Origin of the sequence: Glutamicibacter sp. AOP38-B1-38, assembly GCF_052377485.1 — a bacterium.
In the GTDB taxonomy this organism is placed as follows: domain Bacteria; phylum Actinomycetota; class Actinomycetes; order Actinomycetales; family Micrococcaceae; genus Glutamicibacter.
This window is the reverse complement of sequence record NZ_JBQSWU010000049.1, coordinates 1-14808: the sequence shown is the minus strand read 5'-3', so window position 1 is coordinate 14808 and position 14808 is coordinate 1. Positions and strand designations below refer to the sequence as shown.

Here is a 14808-nt window from a genome sequence, read left to right as displayed (position 1 = left end):
TAAGCTGCCCTCCGTAACGTAGCGTCAGCTTTCCGTCCTTGTCCACGGTGTCTGTTCCGATGCGCCGTATTAAACGTTGCTTGAAGATACGAGTAGAGTCGGTCTGAGTAGTTACTAGAGGAGAAAAGCCATGAGCTTAAAAGAACGCCTTCGCGATGACAGCATAATTCACCTGAAAGCAGGGAATGAGCTGGAAAAGACCACCTTGCGAAATATCTTGAGTGCCATCGGCACCAGAGAAAAATCTGGTAAGAATCCAACGGAGATGACCGACCAAGATGTCGAGAACCTTCTCCGTAAAGAGGTCGCCAATCGAGAAGAAACTGCAAAAGTTGCGGCCGCGGATAACCGCGAGGAGATGGCCGAGCGAGAATTAGCCGAAGCTGCCTTCATCTCGACGTACTTGCCGAAGGTACTGACCGAGGGTGAGGCCCAGGGCATCGTGGATCGGATTATGGCGGAACTTTCCGCCGATCATGCGCTCACGATGAAAGATATGGGCTCTGCGATGAAGGCGGTAGGCGCTGAGATCGCTGGACGTTTTGATGGCAAAGCTGTATCGCAAATGGTGCGCGCCAAACTCAGCTAATAACCCTCACAATCTACTTCGGCGTTCATCCAGGATGACTGCGCTAGAAACACTGACTGCAGTCTGCAATGGCAAGTGAAATTCGGGGTACCAAGCCGCGAGCGTGGCTTGGTACCCCGAATTTTCAATTTACGCATGAGCTGCAATGCTGGTTCGTGAAAATACACGTCAAGCATTGCCTGGAGCTCTGCGTGCGTGGTCATTCCGTGCTCGAAATTCCTAGAGTATTCCGGAACCGCGGAGGCATTCGGCTGATCCTCGAAGATTCAGGGGAGTAGGATCATTGTTGTTGAGGGGCTATAGCTCAGTTAGTAGAGCGCTTCGTTCGCATCGAAGAGGTCAGGGGTTCGATTCCCCTTAGCTCCACCTTAGCTCCACCAAACGTTTCATACTCGAATCCTTGCCCGCTTGATTGCGGGTGGGGGTTGTGGCGCTCCCTGATGCGCAGGTGCCTGAGGCCGGCCACACTCGGGGAGTTCGTGCATTGCGTCATGCGCGGTGATTCGATCACGCGTCGTCAGGAGTTGAGCGTGGCGGTCGGTGGCGTCCGTGCCGCACGGGCTTCCAGATAGAGGCCGGAGGCAGCGCCGATGATGAGGGTTGCATTTACGGCGATGCCGATCGCTGCCGGTGGTAGGGCAAAACGCCAGTTGTTGATGAGACCCACGACCGCTGTGGCAACTGCTCTGAGGGCGGCTGCGGGAAGACCTGCTGTGGCCGGGTTCAGCGTCCGCAGTTTTGAACGTCCTCTCCCGCGCATAGCCTGATTCCCGATTCCTGCTGCGTCCGTGACGGAGGGCACGATCGCCGCGCGTTCTGCGGGAGCCGGCCGATCACATGTGTCGCCTGTATATGATGGGCTGGGCGGCAATGGTGTTGGCGGCAAAGTTCGCCAGGACGAACCTGCGGAAGCTCGGCCGCAGCAGTAGGTGTGGCAGGAACGATCTGAAGTTCGGCCAGCTGCAGTGGTTGATAAGGGCGTAGTCGTGGGAGGCTTCGGGCAACGGTTGCATGGGGACTGAGTCCGCGAGTGCCGTCGTGCGTTGGAACCAGCCTGCAGTGTATTCCCACACGGCGCGGACTGTCTTGGGATCTGCGCTGTGAAAGTAGTTGAACAGGAACACATTTCCAGGGTCGTGATCGACGTCGGCGATTCGCGCAGGGCTGCTTGCGGTGAGCTGATGCATGCGCCGGGCACGCGTATCGAGCAATGTCACCAGCTTTTGCCAAGCCTGATCTGTGCGGATCGCGTCCAGATCTGTCACGGTACGCGTGCGGACGAGCAAGACAATATCGTAGCGTGCTGGCGTGACTCCGGCGGCCCGCAGCAGTCGTCCGCCTTCTCCTGGTGGCCGCAACGCCGCACGGAATGCTGTTGCTTCTATGACGTTGTCTCGGTTGTTGAGGCTCTGCAGCAACGGTTCGACCTGGTCGAGCGCTTCACTCCGTGCCCGCGTCGGGAGTGGGAATGGTCCTGCCCAGTGGCCGACCTCAATGGCAATGAGAGCGAAGCCGTTGTCCGTGGGAGCTTGAAGTCGCGCTGGGTCTGCCCGGTGATCATTGATGAACGTGATTTCTTTTTCCATTTCCACTCCTTGCATGTCAACGCTTGTTGGCATAAATGCTACGACTGGCCGGTGATGATGTCAACAAGTGTTGGCGTACACTTGGGGTCATGCGTAGGTCGTCGACGGAAACTAAAGCCATGATCCTGGATGCAGCAAAGTTGAGGTTCGCTGCCGACGGATACGATCGGGCCACGATCCGGGCGATCGCCGCGGATGCCAGCATTGACCCCGCGATGGTGATGCGCTATTTCGGCAACAAGGCAAGTCTGTTCGCCGCGGCCGCCGAGATCGATCTCGAACTACCGGATCTGGCCGAGGTCTCCTCCGACCAGATCGGCGCGGCCATCGTCACCCACTTCCTCGAACGGTGGGAGCGCGACGATTCCCTCCTGATCCTCTTGCGGTCAGGAGTCACCGATGACGCGGCAGCAGAACGCATGCGGTCGATCTTCACCGCTCAGCTCGTGCCAGTGGCTGCCATGGCGAGTCCTGACCCCACCCAAGGGGTGACCCGGGCCGCGCTGGCGGCCACGCAGATCCTGGGGATGGCGTTGTGTCGCTTTGTGCTCGCCTTCCCACCCGTCGCAAGTATGTCTCGAACTCAGATCGTTGCATGGCTCGGACCGACCATTCAGCACTACCTCACCGGCAGTGAACCGATCACCTCTCCGCCAGGTCAGGCCAACGATCTATGAATGGTCCGCCACGTATGAACGCGGACATGCCGAGAGCTGTGTCTTGGAATCACCCTCAGCATCGACGCATCCGAGGACTCGACCTCAAGTGCGATGAGCCGCCTATGCCGTGCGGATTGCGACGCCCGACTGTCGCAGCTTCCTGCCGATGGTCTCGCGGTGGACACCGAACCGCCGCGCGAGCGTTCGCATCGAGTCGCCGTCCTGGTAGCACTGCACGATCTGTGGGATCTGCTCGTCGCTGAGCTTCGGGCGCCGTCCCGGGGTTTGAGTAGATTCTCGCTTCAGGGTTGTGCTCCCGTTTCTTCTCTGGCTCTTCCTCGCCAGATCGATGAGACGAAATGCCTAGTCAGCAGACAGCCTGGGATGGAAGTAGTTTCCTAGGATGTCCACAAAAATCCCTAAGCATGTTGTCCGTGCGTCCTCGGCCAGCCCTCGGATCGGCTAGGCATATCTAGGTTGGCTTATTCCATCCTTCGAGCGCTTGCACCCAAGGACTGACTTCTACCTCAGCGCCGTCGAGCACATCCAGCGTGGTGTCCTGGCCGTCTATTCGTGGAATCAATTTCACCGGTTCGAGTCCGGGAAAGAGGCTGACCTCCAGGCTTTCGGTTTCGTCGGGATCGTTGGCCGTAGACATGGCGGCCCATTTCATCGTGGACATTGCGGTTTCCCCGGCCGGTATGAGCACCAGTTCGGGCGAAATAGTAGGGGTGGCGATAATGGTGACGTCTTCTTGAGATTCACCAAGGCCATTGAAAAATTCGATAGCCGCCAGCCCCTGAACTGCACAAGGCTGATTGGAAACGTTCGTGGCAAAGACCGAAAGATACCGCGAACCCAATGCAGCGTCCGGGGCGCTCAGGGTGAAACGGACTGCCTCGGTGGTGCAATAAGAAGCATCGGGATCTCGTGTCCAGGGTTCGACGCCCTCGGGCAGCGGCGCTGGTGACGGGATAAGTGCCGCGGGAAGTACCTCGCCGATCCAACCGTCGACAATCTTCGCAAATCCGGGAGACGAGATGGAGTATTTCAACGGTTCGTTGTTTGGCGGGGTGCGTTGCTCAAGCCAGCCTTGGATGGCTCGTGTCTCGACCGAGCTATCAGGTGACGTGGTGTGAATGGACAGCGACTGACTGCCGTAAATGGCGCTCCCTACGTCCTGCAAGGCTCCGGCATCGATAACGAGCTCAAGTTTTTCCAGGTCGATCGTTGCATCGGGGGTATAGCGCACGGAGCGGTCTTCGGCTTCGAAGCTCACCAAGTAGTTCTGTTGCACAGCGAGTTCGGCTAGCGTCTTCAGGCTTTGCGAATCAGCGGCAACCACAGAAGAGTTAGTCACTCGCAAGGCCCCGGCATCTCTGAATTCGTAGGCCTGCTTGAGCTCCGCACCAAGGTCTTCCCGCGGGAGAATGCTCAGCGGATAATATTTGCCGGTCGTCGCGCCCGTATTAATGACTTGCGGTTTACCTATAGTGAATTGCGAGTAGTGATTCAGCGTTACACCTGGAAGCGAAATCCCCTGAGTGATCCGCTCCGCCCGAAGTGCCGCGGCAGCAGCTTCGGAGGCCACCGGATCTTCCGAAAGCCGTATCGTCCACGTTGCCGTGGCTTGATCACCGTCTTTGGGATCTGCGGACGTAACCTCGTACTCCAGCTCCACCGATGCCACGCCGTTCAGTTCCTGGATCTCATCAAATTTCTCGCAGACGGACGCCGGCGCATCGCATGGATCCCAAGGATTCCAAAGGACAAGCCACATAGCGATTAAAACCAGGGCGACGGCCAACGCGATCACTCGAGATCTCTTCACGTGCTCACCGTACCAAAGCAAAGCGATCGATTCGGAGGCTTTGCCTCCTGCCGTTCTGGGGCGGGATAACTGACCATCATTCGATTGGGTCCGTCGGCGTTGCACGGGTTCGTCTGGGAAATCCTTTGCCCAACGCTGGGAATCGCCGTTCGAGTCCATGCCTGTCCAGCATTCGATTCGGTAAAACGCGCGTGGAGCCACAGAAAACCCCGGCGGCCATATAGCTTAGAGATACGCTACTTCGAATCCGGGTCGATAAAACGGATCGTCGCGGAATCTGCCGACGACCAAAGTTTCGTTGGTATTGGGATAGGAGCCTAGGTGAGGGAACCTACACGCAGGGTCATAGGCCGTACGAGCCGCGAAAATGATCTGCAGAAGTACGAGCATGCCCCGGTCATGGTCAGATTCATCGAGCATGGAACGGTGCACGCTGCCCCTGCAGGCACCACCGCGGCAAGCGCCGTGGAGTACGCTGCGAGTGCCGCCGGGAGGGCTTCGCTCAGCCTGTACCCCACGCCAGATGAGCAGGACATCCACGAGCTTGCCGAAGCATGGCAACTGCACCCGGTCTTGGTTGACGATTTGATGCATGCGCAGCAGCGACCAAAGCTGGAACGCTATGGCGAGATCCTCCTGCTGGTTGTCCGCTCGGCGCAGTATCTGGATGAACATGAAGAAGTTGAGCTCTCAGAGTTCCATATCCTACTTCGGCAGGGGTCTATCGCGGTGTTATGTCAAGACCATCGGTGGATCGACGGCACCCCGGGTCTGGAGCTTGAAACTACCGTCGCCGATGAATTTGTCGCTCGCGACCGCACCTTGTTGACCGACCATAAACTACTGAGCATGGGCGCCGAAGCGGTGCTCTATCGGCTACTAGATGAGATCGTCGACGGCTATGTACCGGTTCTGCAAGGCTTGGGAATTGATAAGGAACAGATCGAACGTCAGGTGTTCAGCGGTGACGCCGCGGTCACCGAACGTATTTACCGATTGAGCCAAGAAGTCATCGACATGCAGCATTCAACGGCCTCATTGCTCGAAGTCGTTCGCTCGCTATCGGACGGATTCACCAAATACGACGTCCCGAATGAGCTGCAGACCTACCTGCAGGACGTGACAGATCACCTGACCCGCGCACACGCCCAGACGGTGGAATACCGGGACGCGCTGTCACAGATTTTGAATGTTAATTCGACACTTGTGGCGCAACGTCAAAACGAGGACATGAAGAAAATATCAGGCTGGGCAGCGATCCTTTTCGCGCCGACCCTGATTGCAGCGATTTACGGAATGAACTTCGACGTAATGCCCGAACTGCACTGGGCGTTTGGCTACCCGGCGGCCGTCGTTTTGATGATTGGATTCGCTGCATTCCTCTACATCACCTTCCGACGTCGCCGGTGGTTCTAAGGAAACGGATACTCCTATGCATGCGAAAGTCGATCTCAAGAAAACTCTTCCAAGCTATAAGGCCAAACATGAGGTGTTCGGCCTCGTCGAGGTGCCCGAACTGCAGTATCTCATGATCGACGGGCACGGGGACCCGAACACCTCGGCCGAGTATGCTCAAGCCCTGCAGGCGCTGTATCCGGTGGCCTACAAGCTGAAGTTCATGAGTAAACGTGAACATGGCAGGGACTACGTTGTCATGCCCTTAGAAGGGCTCTGGTGGGCGCAAGACATGTCGGCATTTACCGAGCACAGAGATAAATCCCGGTGGGACTGGACCATGATGATCCTGCAGCCCGAATGGATCGACAGCACCATGTTTGAAACCATCCGTGAGCAACTGGCCGAGAAGGAACCTCCAGCTGCACTGGACAAGGTGAGGCTTGAAGCATTCGCAGAGGGGCTGTGTGCGCAAACCCTGCATATAGGTGCCTATGACGATGAAGCCCAAACGCTGCACCGGATGCATCGGCAATTCATCCCCGAGCAGGGACTGGAGCTGACTGGCAAGCATCACGAAATTTACCTCAGTGACCCGCGCCGCGTTGCACCGGCCAAGCTGCGCACAATCCTTCGCCAGCCGGTACGATCCATCATCGAATAGCGGGTACAGCCGATGACGAGCGGACGCTCACCTGACGAACCAAAGATATGGCCCGGGCAAGAACATCTGGTGCGGCTTCCCGATGGGGTCCTGATCCGCGGTTCGAGCCTGAAGCAAAGCAAGGTCTTGCCGCCACCTGATTTTGGCGTGTATCTGCTGGGAAAAGATCCACGATTCACCGACCGTGAATACCGGTGGGTGAAATGGCGTGATTTTTCGATTCCTTCATCCACTGCAGGCACCTTGGAGGCGTTACGCCAAGCGTATGGGAGAGCGTCTAAGGAGCGCGTGGAAATTGCTTGTCGTGGAGGAGTGGGGAGAACCGGAACCGCACTGGCCGTAGTGGCTGTGCTCGGTGGGATCCAGGCTTCCGACGCGGTGGAATGGGTCAGGCACAACTATCATCCAAAGGCAGTCGAGACCTTAGGGCAGCGTCGCTGGCTGCTTACCGTCTTGCCTGATCTGACGTTGAATGATGATCACTGATCCCCAAACCAGCAGGACTTGGCCTGGTGCAGGGGCACTGCGAGAGAATTTGAGAGAAGATGAAGGTATGAGCACCGATATTGGACTGACCCCGTCGAGCACCGCAGCAGAGGTGCAAGAGGCATTAGCTGCCTTGGAGAACCCGAAGATGCGTGCCGTTAACGAGAAGCGCGGTGATGACTTCGGGGTAAACCTGGGCAAATTGCGAGCGTTGGCCAAAGCGCTGAAGAGCAACCAGGAGCTTGCCGTCGAACTGTGGAAGACCGGGCAAACGACGCCGCGACTGGTGGCCATTCTCATCTGCAAACCGCGTGCATTCTCTCTAGATGACCTTGAACATTGGATCCGTGAAGGCGATCGTCCGAAGGTTCAGGGCTGGTTCCTGAGCTACGTGGTGAAGAAAAGCAAACACCTCGAAGAACTGCGCCAGCGATTAATGCAGGATCCGGACCCGGTGATCGCCAGTGCCGGTTGGGAGCTCACCGCGCATCAGGTCATCAAGGCACCGGACAACCTCGACCTGGACAAATTACTCGATGTGATCGAAGCCGAGATGAAGCAGGCCCCGGAACGACTCCAGTGGGCCATGAATAACACGCTGGCGCAGATTGGTATCTCAAACGCAGGACTGCGTGCCCGGGCTTTGGAAATCGGGGAGACGCTGCAGGTCTTGGCGGATTATCCAACGTCGCCGGGTTGCACGTCACCTTTCGCTCCCATCTGGATCAATGAGATGGTCAAGCGCCAGTCGGACTAGCTGCCGCCGTTAATGGCTCAGAGGCCGGCGGAACCTGTTGGGTTCCGCCGGCCTCTGCGCGTTATGCGCTGTGCGCTAGCGCTGGTGCGTGGTGGCACCCAGACGCAGCGCCTTGGATACCAGCCACAGCGCACCGGTCAGTCCGAGCGTGAGCAGCAGCTGGGTCCGGGCCACCGCGTCGGTCATCGCGATGCACACGATAAGCACCATCATGGCGATGGTCGCCAAGGACAGGTACGGGAAGCCCCAGAGCTTCAGCGGAAGTTCGGTGCCTTCGCGCTCGGCGCGGCGGCGCAGGATGTACTGCGTCACCGCGATGAAGCACCAGATCACGATGATTGTCGAGCCAACGACATTCAACAGGATCGGCATAACTGCATCGGGCCAGATCCAGTTCAACCCGACGGCAATGAATGAGAAAGCAACCGAGCTGAGCACCGCTTTGGCCGGTACTCCCTTTCCGGTCACGTGAGTCACCGAACGAGGGGCCATCTTGCGGGTACCGAGCGAGTACAGCATGCGCGAAGCACCGTAGATGTTCGCGTTCATGGCTGAGAGCAGTGCGACCACCACAACGGCGCTCATCAGCAATTCCACACCAGGGACGTTCAGCACGCCCAAGACCGCGGAGAACGGACCGTCGACGATGGACGGGGTATTCCATGGCAGGATCGCCACGATCACGATGATGGAACCGAGGTAGAAGAACATGATTCGCATCATCACCGATTTGATGGTGCGTTTGATGTTGCCTTGCGGGTCATCGGATTCGGCTGCGGCGATGGAAACAACCTCGGTGCCGCCGAAGGAGAAGATCACGATCAGCAGGGCCGCTGCAATGCCGGTGAGCCCGGCCGGCGCGAAACCACCATGCGAGGCGAGGTTGGCCAGGCCAACCGGCGCATCGGTCGGGATGAGGCCGAACAAGACCAGCGCGCCGACGGCCAGGAAGGCGATAATCGCCGCGACCTTGATGAAGGCAAACCAGAATTCGAACTTGCCGTAATTGCCCACGCCCAAGAGATTCGCGCCGGTGAAGAGCACCACGAAGCCCAAGACCCAGGTCCATTGCGGGAAGCCAGGGAACCAGGCGGCGACAATGGCCGCCGCGCCGGTGGCTTCTGCGGCAATCACCACGACCAGCTGGATCCAGTACAGCCAGCCGACGGTGCTTCCGGCGCTGCTGCCCATCGCCTTGTGCGCGAAGGTGCTGAAGGCGCCGGAGGACGGATCGGCCGCGACCATTTCGGCGAGCATCGACATGATCACGATGACCACGGTGCCGGCGATGAGGTAGGAGAGCAGTACGGCCGGGCCGGCAATGGAGATGGCCTGGCCGGAACCTATGAACAGCCCCGCGCCAATCGCTCCGCCCAGACCCATCATCGAGATCTGGCGCTGGCTTAGCCCTGCATGGAGTTTTGGTGAGTTATCCGCCGCGCGGACCTTGGTTTGCATGCTCATACGCTAGCTACCTGTACCTTGCTGGTGACGGCAGCCAAGACGCGGTCAACGTCCTGAACGCTGCCTGAAGAGATGCGCAGGCCTTCGCCCGGGAAGGCGCGGACCACTACATTGCCTTCGCGCAACAGGGCTTCGAGCTCGGCGGTGCGATCCGCCGCCGCTACCCAGACGAAATTCGCCTCGGAAGGTACCGCCGGGTATCCGGCAGCCACCAGGCCTTCAAGCATCCGCTCGCGCTGTTCGACGACCTCGTCGATGCGCACGCCAAGTTCGTCGGCGGCTTCGAGGGAGGCCACCGCTGCACGCTGAGCCAGATCGGTGACGCCAAAAGGCACCGCAACCTTGCGCAGGTTCTGCGCTACGGGCTTGGGGCTGACCGCATAGCCGATCCGCAGGCCGGCCAAGCCGTAGGCCTTGGAAAAGGTGTGGAGGACCGCGACGTGCGGGTACTTGCGAAATAGCGCAAGGCCGTCGGCGCGGATATCGGAACGGTCAAAGTGAACGTAGGCTTCGTCGATGACCACCAGAATATTCCGGGGGACGGAGGCGACGAACTCTTCCAAGGCGTCCGCCGCAACGACGGTACCCGTGGGATTGTTCGGGTTGCAGATGAAAATGAGCCGGGTGCGCTCGGTGATCGCGTCCAGCATTGCTGGCAGGTCATGCTTGAATTCGGCATCCAGCGGAATCTCGACCGGAACCGCGCCGGCAATGCGCACCAGCGATGGGTACGCCTCAAAAGAGCGCCAGGCGAACATGACCTCGTCGTCTTCGCCGGTGACTGCATGAATGAGCTGGGAGGCGACCTCAACCGAACCGGCGCCCAGGCTGATCTCTGCCGGGTCCAAGTCGTACTGCTCAGCCAACGCCGTGATCAGCTCCGGTGCCGCCATATTCGGGTAGCGGTGAATGCTTTCCAGACCCTCGGCGATGCTCTGCACCACCGAAGGCAGGGGAGCGTGCGGCGATTCATTCGACGAGAGCTTCGAAGCGCCCGGAGCCGCCGATTTTCCCTGGCGGTAAGCCGGCACTGCGGCAAGGGAGGGGCGTTGATTGATGTTCATTGATTCCTCTCTAAAAGTCATGAACCGCTTGGAACATTCCGGTGGTGTACGGTTTGCCCAAAAATTTGAGTCGCACTCAAGATGTCGACATTCCCTGGGCAACTATGGCCCAAAGGGAGGTGAAGCGAGTCACAACAAAAAACTGTAGGTGGTGGCAATCACAGGGCGCAATCGATGCGCAAACGGCTAGGCACGCTGCATACCGTTTGGACTGCGGCGGCGAAGATCACTGGTCGATCTGTATAGTCTTTTCCTCTGGCGGAGAATTTTTTGCGTAGGACTTAACGAGCGGCAAGGTCCTGCCCTGGAAGTGTTCGCGCAAGGCCAAGGAGGAGGAGGTGCGCGCGACTCCGGGGACTTGGTTGATCCGATCGAAGATCGCTTGGAGGTCCACCGCGTTGCGGGCGACTATGCGCAACTGCAAGTCCGAGGTTCCGGTCACCGTATACATGTCTACGATCTCCGGGATCGAATTGGCCAGGGCCGTAGCCACCGGCTCGTGGCCGTATTTCTGAATAATCTCCACCGAGCAAAACGCGACCAGCTGGTAGTCGAAGCCAGCTGGCTGAACTTGCGGGATGATGGCCCGGATTACTCCGCCTTCGTGCAGGCGGGCAAGGCGGCTGGTTACCGTGCCCCTGGCCACGCCGAGGCGACGGGCGCATTCCATGACCGGAAGCATGGGGAACTCGGTGAGAAGCTCGATGAGGTCGGCGTCGAGACGGTCAATACGCACTGCTTAGGTCCTCTGCTGGGTGCAAACATCGGAATGGCTGCCAGAAAAGTTGCGTCTAAGGGCGATATTTCTGATCACCCTTCAAGGGTAGCGCGAAGATCCGTGGCCGAATATTCCCGGCGGGCAGCTGCCCTTGGGGCAAGGGGTGTCGGAGTGGGGCCAGCTAGCCCGATGTAATGCGGCTCACGTTGTAGGCTAAGGGTAACTTGGCCTTTATCGGCCTATCTGGGAGAGGGAAAATGATGAGTACAAGCACGCCACTGAAATCCGTTGCGGGACTGACCGTCTTGATTACCGGGGCGGCGCAAGGCATGGGAGCGATCTTCGCACGAACGGCCTGCCTTGAAGGTGCGCGGCGAGTGATTCTATGGGATATCTCCAGCCAGATGCTTTCTGCCGTCTCCCAGGAGTTGGAGCAACTGGAATCCGGAAGCATCATTGATACCCAGGTAGTCGATTTGCGCAGTCAAGCGGCGATCGTTGCTGCGGCAGATCAGTCGCTGGCCGCGGGCGCGGTGGACGTGCTGGTGAACAACGCCGGGGTCGTCACCGGCACTTCGTTTGCCAGTCATCGTGCGGAACAGATCAATGACATCATGGCGGTCAATGCACTGGCGCCAATGTATCTCACCCATGCGCTCCTGGGGCAAATGGGTCTAGGCGGCAGTCCTGCACGCATTCTCACGATCGCCTCAGCAGCCGCCTTGGTTTCAAATCCGAATATGAGCGTGTATGCCGCTTCCAAGGCAGCTGCCATGAGCTGGAGCGATTCGCTGCGTCTGGAACTGGAACGGGAAACCGATTCCGATATCAAGGTCACCACATTCTGTCCCACCTACGTTTCAACCGGAATGTTCGCCGGGGCGAAAAGCATGCTGTTCACCCCAGTCATGGATCCCGAGTACGTGACGGGCAAAGCATGGGCCGCGATGCTGCGCGGAACGCCACTGGTGCTTCTGCCCTGGACGAGCAAGTTCGGCCAACTGCTGCGCGGAGTCCTTCCGCGCAGTGCATGGGACCTGGTGGCCGATAGGGTGCTGAAGATCTATGGCTCCATGGATGATTTCACCGGACGGGAGAAGCAAACGCCTGTCAATGAGCCGGTTTCCTAGTCCGGTTTGCCGTTGGCACAGAATTCACCATCTGAATGTTTACCTCTTCGCCTACCCGGAGTAGCGTAAGCGTGGTAACCCGGAATGTGACCTCAGGCGGCTCAAGGATTTCTTGGTGGTCACTGCTACGGGATTTCCGATCACCAGGAGCGACTCGCCATGCAAAAGTTCATCCCGAATCTCTGGTTCGCTGGTAACGCCGAAGAAGCAGGACAGTACTACGCAGGTGTATTCCCAAACACCTCCACATTTGTAGAATCCCGGTACCCCACCGAAGGGCTGCTCGACTTTCAAGAACCACTAGCTGGTGCTCCGCTGACGATCACCGTGGAGCTGAATGGAACGCACCTGACCCTGATCAACGCGGGAAATGACTTCACCCCAAACCCTTCGATCTCATTCATAGTCAGCTTTGACCCGGCTAATTATTCTGGAGATGCCGATGCGGCGCGCGCGGCGCTCGATCAAACCTGGGATCAGCTTGTCGACGGCGGCAGCGTCCTGATGGGATTGGATACCTACCCCTTCAGCGCCCGCTACGGCTGGGTACAGGACCGCTATGGCATCAGCTGGCAGCTCATGCAGTCAGACGCCGGGCAAAGCGAATCATTTGTTGTCCCCTCGCTGATGTTCGGCGGGGCCGCGCAGAACCTGGCGGTGCCTGCGGTGGATTTCTACGTTGAACTGTTTGAGAACTCGCAGGTAGGCAGTCGATTCCCCTACCCGGAACCAACCGAGGTGACCGTCCCCGGAGCGGTGATGTTCAGCGATTTCACACTGAACGGGCAATGCTTCGCGGCCATGGATTCCGCCGTCGCGCAACCATTCAGTTTCAGTCCGGGAATCTCCATTGAAGTCCAGTGCGAAGATCAGGCTGAGATCGACAGATTGTGGGAGGAGCTATCCGCAGTTCCGGAGGCCGAGCAGTGCGGCTGGCTGCAGGACAAGTTCGGCGTGAGCTGGCAGGTGGTTCCGAAGAACATGGGCGATCTGATGGCTCGACCCGGGGCCTTCGAAAAGATGCTGAATATGAAGAAACTGGTGATCGAGGACTTCTAGGCACTGGGTTCGGGCCGAGCCCATGCTGGTTGCTGCCGAACACGAATTGCGGACGGTGCCAACACCAGCGATATCCTGACACTGGGCTTCGGTCCAAGCCAAACTTGATGGATGGAGAACACGGGTGGCAAAACGTCGGGCGGTAATCGCCGGAGCCTCCGGATTCATCGGGGAGCGACTGCTACATGAGCTCTCGGCTCACGGGTACGAGCTGAGCATCATCGGACGCGGTGGGCCCATCAGCTGGGCGGACCAGGCTGCGGTCGACGAGTCCGTCGATGGCGCGCAGCTACTGGTCAACCTGGCGGGAAAGAACGTGGGCTGCCGATACAGCGATGCGGCGCGCAGCGAAATTCTCAGGTCCCGGGTTGCGACGACATGGATTTTGCATAGGGCGGTAGCTTCGGCCCAGCATCCGCCCAAGCTGTGGCTGAATGCCTCGACCGCGACCATCTACCGCCATGCGATGGACCGGCCGAACACCGAAAGCACCGGAGAAATCGGTGAAGGGTTCTCCGTAGATGTCGCACGCAACTGGGAACGTGAATTCTTCGCGGGTGAGCTCTCAGCCACCCGCCGGGTGGCGCTGCGCATGGCGATTGTGCTCGGCGATGGACCGGCGAGCCAGAAACTTCTTGGGCTTGCCAGATGGGGCGTCGGCGGGCCGCAGATTGATGGGTGGTGGCCAGTGCACCGAAGGTACCGCGGGATCGGGCCGGACCCCACGGGGCCGGAGAAAAGCGGTTTCCATCCGACGCGGGGCCAACAGCGGTTCAGTTGGATTCACATTGATGATGTCATGGGCGCGATCTGGCATCTGATTGAACATCCAGAAATCCGCGGACCGGTGAACTTAAGCGCTCCGTACCCGGTGACGAACGCCGAACTCATGTCGAGCCTGCGACGCGTCGCCGGGCGCAGGTTCGGACTACCGGCGTATCGTTGGATGTTGGAACCAGCGATGTTCGTGCTCCGGGTTGAACCGGAAATGCTGTTGAAGTCTCGGTGGGTACTACCCGAGACGCTTGAACGCTCCGGCTACGAATTCACGTGGCCCGAACTGCATCCCGCGCTGGCTGACGTCGCAAAATAAACACCGGTGATCCCCGGTGCAAGTTTTTTGCAGAATTGAAAGGAAGCTAGGCATGGCTCGTCTCAAAACAAACGGCATGGCTCCGCGCATACGAGAATTCCGGCTTCCGGAACTGGAAGCCGGAACCGTCGAGGACCTGCTCGGCGGAGGGTATGTCGAGGTGCTTCATTTCACCGGCTATGACCGGAAGCTGCTTGACCTGACCGACGCTCGCCTGGAAGATTGCCTGTTTTCTGAACTGAATATCGGTGAACTCTCCATGCGCAACGCGCGCTATATACAATGCGAGTTCAAGCAGCTCAGCGCGCCAATC

General features: G+C 58.7%; 17 protein-coding genes and 1 tRNA gene. 11 read left to right on the top strand and 7 right to left on the bottom strand.

Annotated features, from left to right (window positions below):
- Positions 1-130 precede the first annotated feature (130 nt).
- Both ACT3TP_RS18060 and ACT3TP_RS18055 read left to right on the top strand, forming a co-directional pair.
- A complete protein-coding gene (locus tag ACT3TP_RS18060) occupies positions 131-589 on the top strand; it encodes a GatB/YqeY domain-containing protein (RefSeq protein ID WP_444621228.1) in 459 nt (152 codons plus the stop codon).
- Positions 590-882: 293 nt separating this feature from the next.
- A tRNA-Ala gene (locus tag ACT3TP_RS18055) sits at positions 883-955 on the top strand.
- A gap of 151 nt (positions 956-1106) precedes the next feature.
- Here ACT3TP_RS18055 and ACT3TP_RS18050 read toward each other — a convergent pair.
- Positions 1107-1256, bottom strand: coding sequence for a hypothetical protein (locus ACT3TP_RS18050; RefSeq protein WP_444621227.1), 150 nt, complete (start codon positions 1254-1256; stop codon positions 1107-1109).
- Between the two features lie 166 nt (positions 1257-1422).
- Positions 1423-2175, bottom strand: a complete 753-nt coding sequence (locus ACT3TP_RS18045; RefSeq protein ID WP_444621226.1) for a hypothetical protein — start codon at positions 2173-2175, stop codon at positions 1423-1425.
- A 119-nt stretch (positions 2176-2294) separates the two neighbouring features.
- Between ACT3TP_RS18045 and ACT3TP_RS18040 the strand changes: the two genes are divergently transcribed.
- Complete coding sequence (locus tag ACT3TP_RS18040; RefSeq protein ID WP_255248388.1) at positions 2295-2852, top strand: TetR/AcrR family transcriptional regulator; 558 nt, start codon at positions 2295-2297, stop codon at positions 2850-2852.
- A gap of 102 nt (positions 2853-2954) precedes the next feature.
- On the opposite strand, the gene ACT3TP_RS18035 is transcribed toward ACT3TP_RS18040, so the two are convergent.
- Positions 2955-3140 (bottom strand): helix-turn-helix domain-containing protein, encoded by a 186-nt coding sequence (locus ACT3TP_RS18035; protein WP_444615338.1) that lies wholly within the window; start codon positions 3138-3140, stop codon positions 2955-2957.
- Positions 3141-3306: 166 nt separating this feature from the next.
- Positions 3307-4665, bottom strand: a complete 1359-nt coding sequence (locus ACT3TP_RS18030) for a DUF4232 domain-containing protein (RefSeq protein WP_444621225.1) — start codon at positions 4663-4665, stop codon at positions 3307-3309.
- Between the two features lie 321 nt (positions 4666-4986).
- On the opposite strand from ACT3TP_RS18030, the gene ACT3TP_RS18025 reads away from it, so the two are divergent.
- The 4 genes from ACT3TP_RS18025 (at position 4987) to ACT3TP_RS18010 (ending at position 7967) form a co-directional block, all read left to right on the top strand.
- Complete coding sequence (locus tag ACT3TP_RS18025) at positions 4987-6081, top strand: magnesium and cobalt transport protein CorA (protein WP_255248387.1); 1095 nt, start codon at positions 4987-4989, stop codon at positions 6079-6081.
- Between the two features lie 16 nt (positions 6082-6097).
- The gene (locus tag ACT3TP_RS18020; RefSeq protein WP_444621224.1) at positions 6098-6724 is read left to right on the top strand and encodes a GyrI-like domain-containing protein; all 627 of its coding nucleotides are present in this window, start codon (positions 6098-6100) and stop codon (positions 6722-6724) included.
- A gap of 12 nt (positions 6725-6736) precedes the next feature.
- The gene (locus ACT3TP_RS18015; RefSeq protein ID WP_444621223.1) at positions 6737-7210 is read left to right on the top strand and encodes a protein-tyrosine phosphatase family protein; all 474 of its coding nucleotides are present in this window, start codon (positions 6737-6739) and stop codon (positions 7208-7210) included.
- A 67-nt stretch (positions 7211-7277) separates the two neighbouring features.
- On the top strand, positions 7278-7967 hold the full coding sequence (locus tag ACT3TP_RS18010; protein WP_444621222.1) for a DNA alkylation repair protein: 690 nt from the start codon (positions 7278-7280) through the stop codon (positions 7965-7967).
- Between the two features lie 75 nt (positions 7968-8042).
- Here ACT3TP_RS18010 and ACT3TP_RS18005 read toward each other — a convergent pair whose 3' ends face one another.
- The 3 genes from ACT3TP_RS18005 to ACT3TP_RS17995 form a co-directional block, all read right to left on the bottom strand.
- Positions 8043-9431, bottom strand: coding sequence for an amino acid permease (locus ACT3TP_RS18005; RefSeq protein WP_444621221.1), 1389 nt, complete (start codon positions 9429-9431; stop codon positions 8043-8045).
- Complete coding sequence (gene hisC / locus ACT3TP_RS18000) at positions 9428-10495, bottom strand: histidinol-phosphate transaminase (protein WP_444621220.1); 1068 nt, start codon at positions 10493-10495, stop codon at positions 9428-9430. The genes ACT3TP_RS18005 and hisC overlap by 4 nt, the downstream gene beginning before the upstream one ends.
- Positions 10496-10721: 226 nt before the next feature.
- The gene (locus ACT3TP_RS17995; RefSeq protein WP_176484123.1) at positions 10722-11231 is read right to left on the bottom strand and encodes an Lrp/AsnC family transcriptional regulator; all 510 of its coding nucleotides are present in this window, start codon (positions 11229-11231) and stop codon (positions 10722-10724) included.
- A 239-nt stretch (positions 11232-11470) separates the two neighbouring features.
- On the opposite strand from ACT3TP_RS17995, the gene ACT3TP_RS17990 reads away from it, so the two are divergent.
- The 4 genes from ACT3TP_RS17990 to ACT3TP_RS17975 form a co-directional block, all read left to right on the top strand.
- On the top strand, positions 11471-12343 hold the full coding sequence (locus tag ACT3TP_RS17990) for an SDR family NAD(P)-dependent oxidoreductase (RefSeq protein ID WP_217990356.1): 873 nt from the start codon (positions 11471-11473) through the stop codon (positions 12341-12343).
- Between the two features lie 159 nt (positions 12344-12502).
- Positions 12503-13402 (top strand): VOC family protein, encoded by a 900-nt coding sequence (locus tag ACT3TP_RS17985; protein ID WP_444621219.1) that lies wholly within the window; start codon positions 12503-12505, stop codon positions 13400-13402.
- Positions 13403-13526: 124 nt separating this feature from the next.
- On the top strand, positions 13527-14495 hold the full coding sequence (locus ACT3TP_RS17980) for an epimerase (RefSeq protein WP_444621218.1): 969 nt from the start codon (positions 13527-13529) through the stop codon (positions 14493-14495).
- Between the two features lie 52 nt (positions 14496-14547).
- On the top strand, positions 14548-14808 hold a 261-nt coding region (locus ACT3TP_RS17975; protein WP_444621217.1), incomplete at its 3' end, for a hypothetical protein.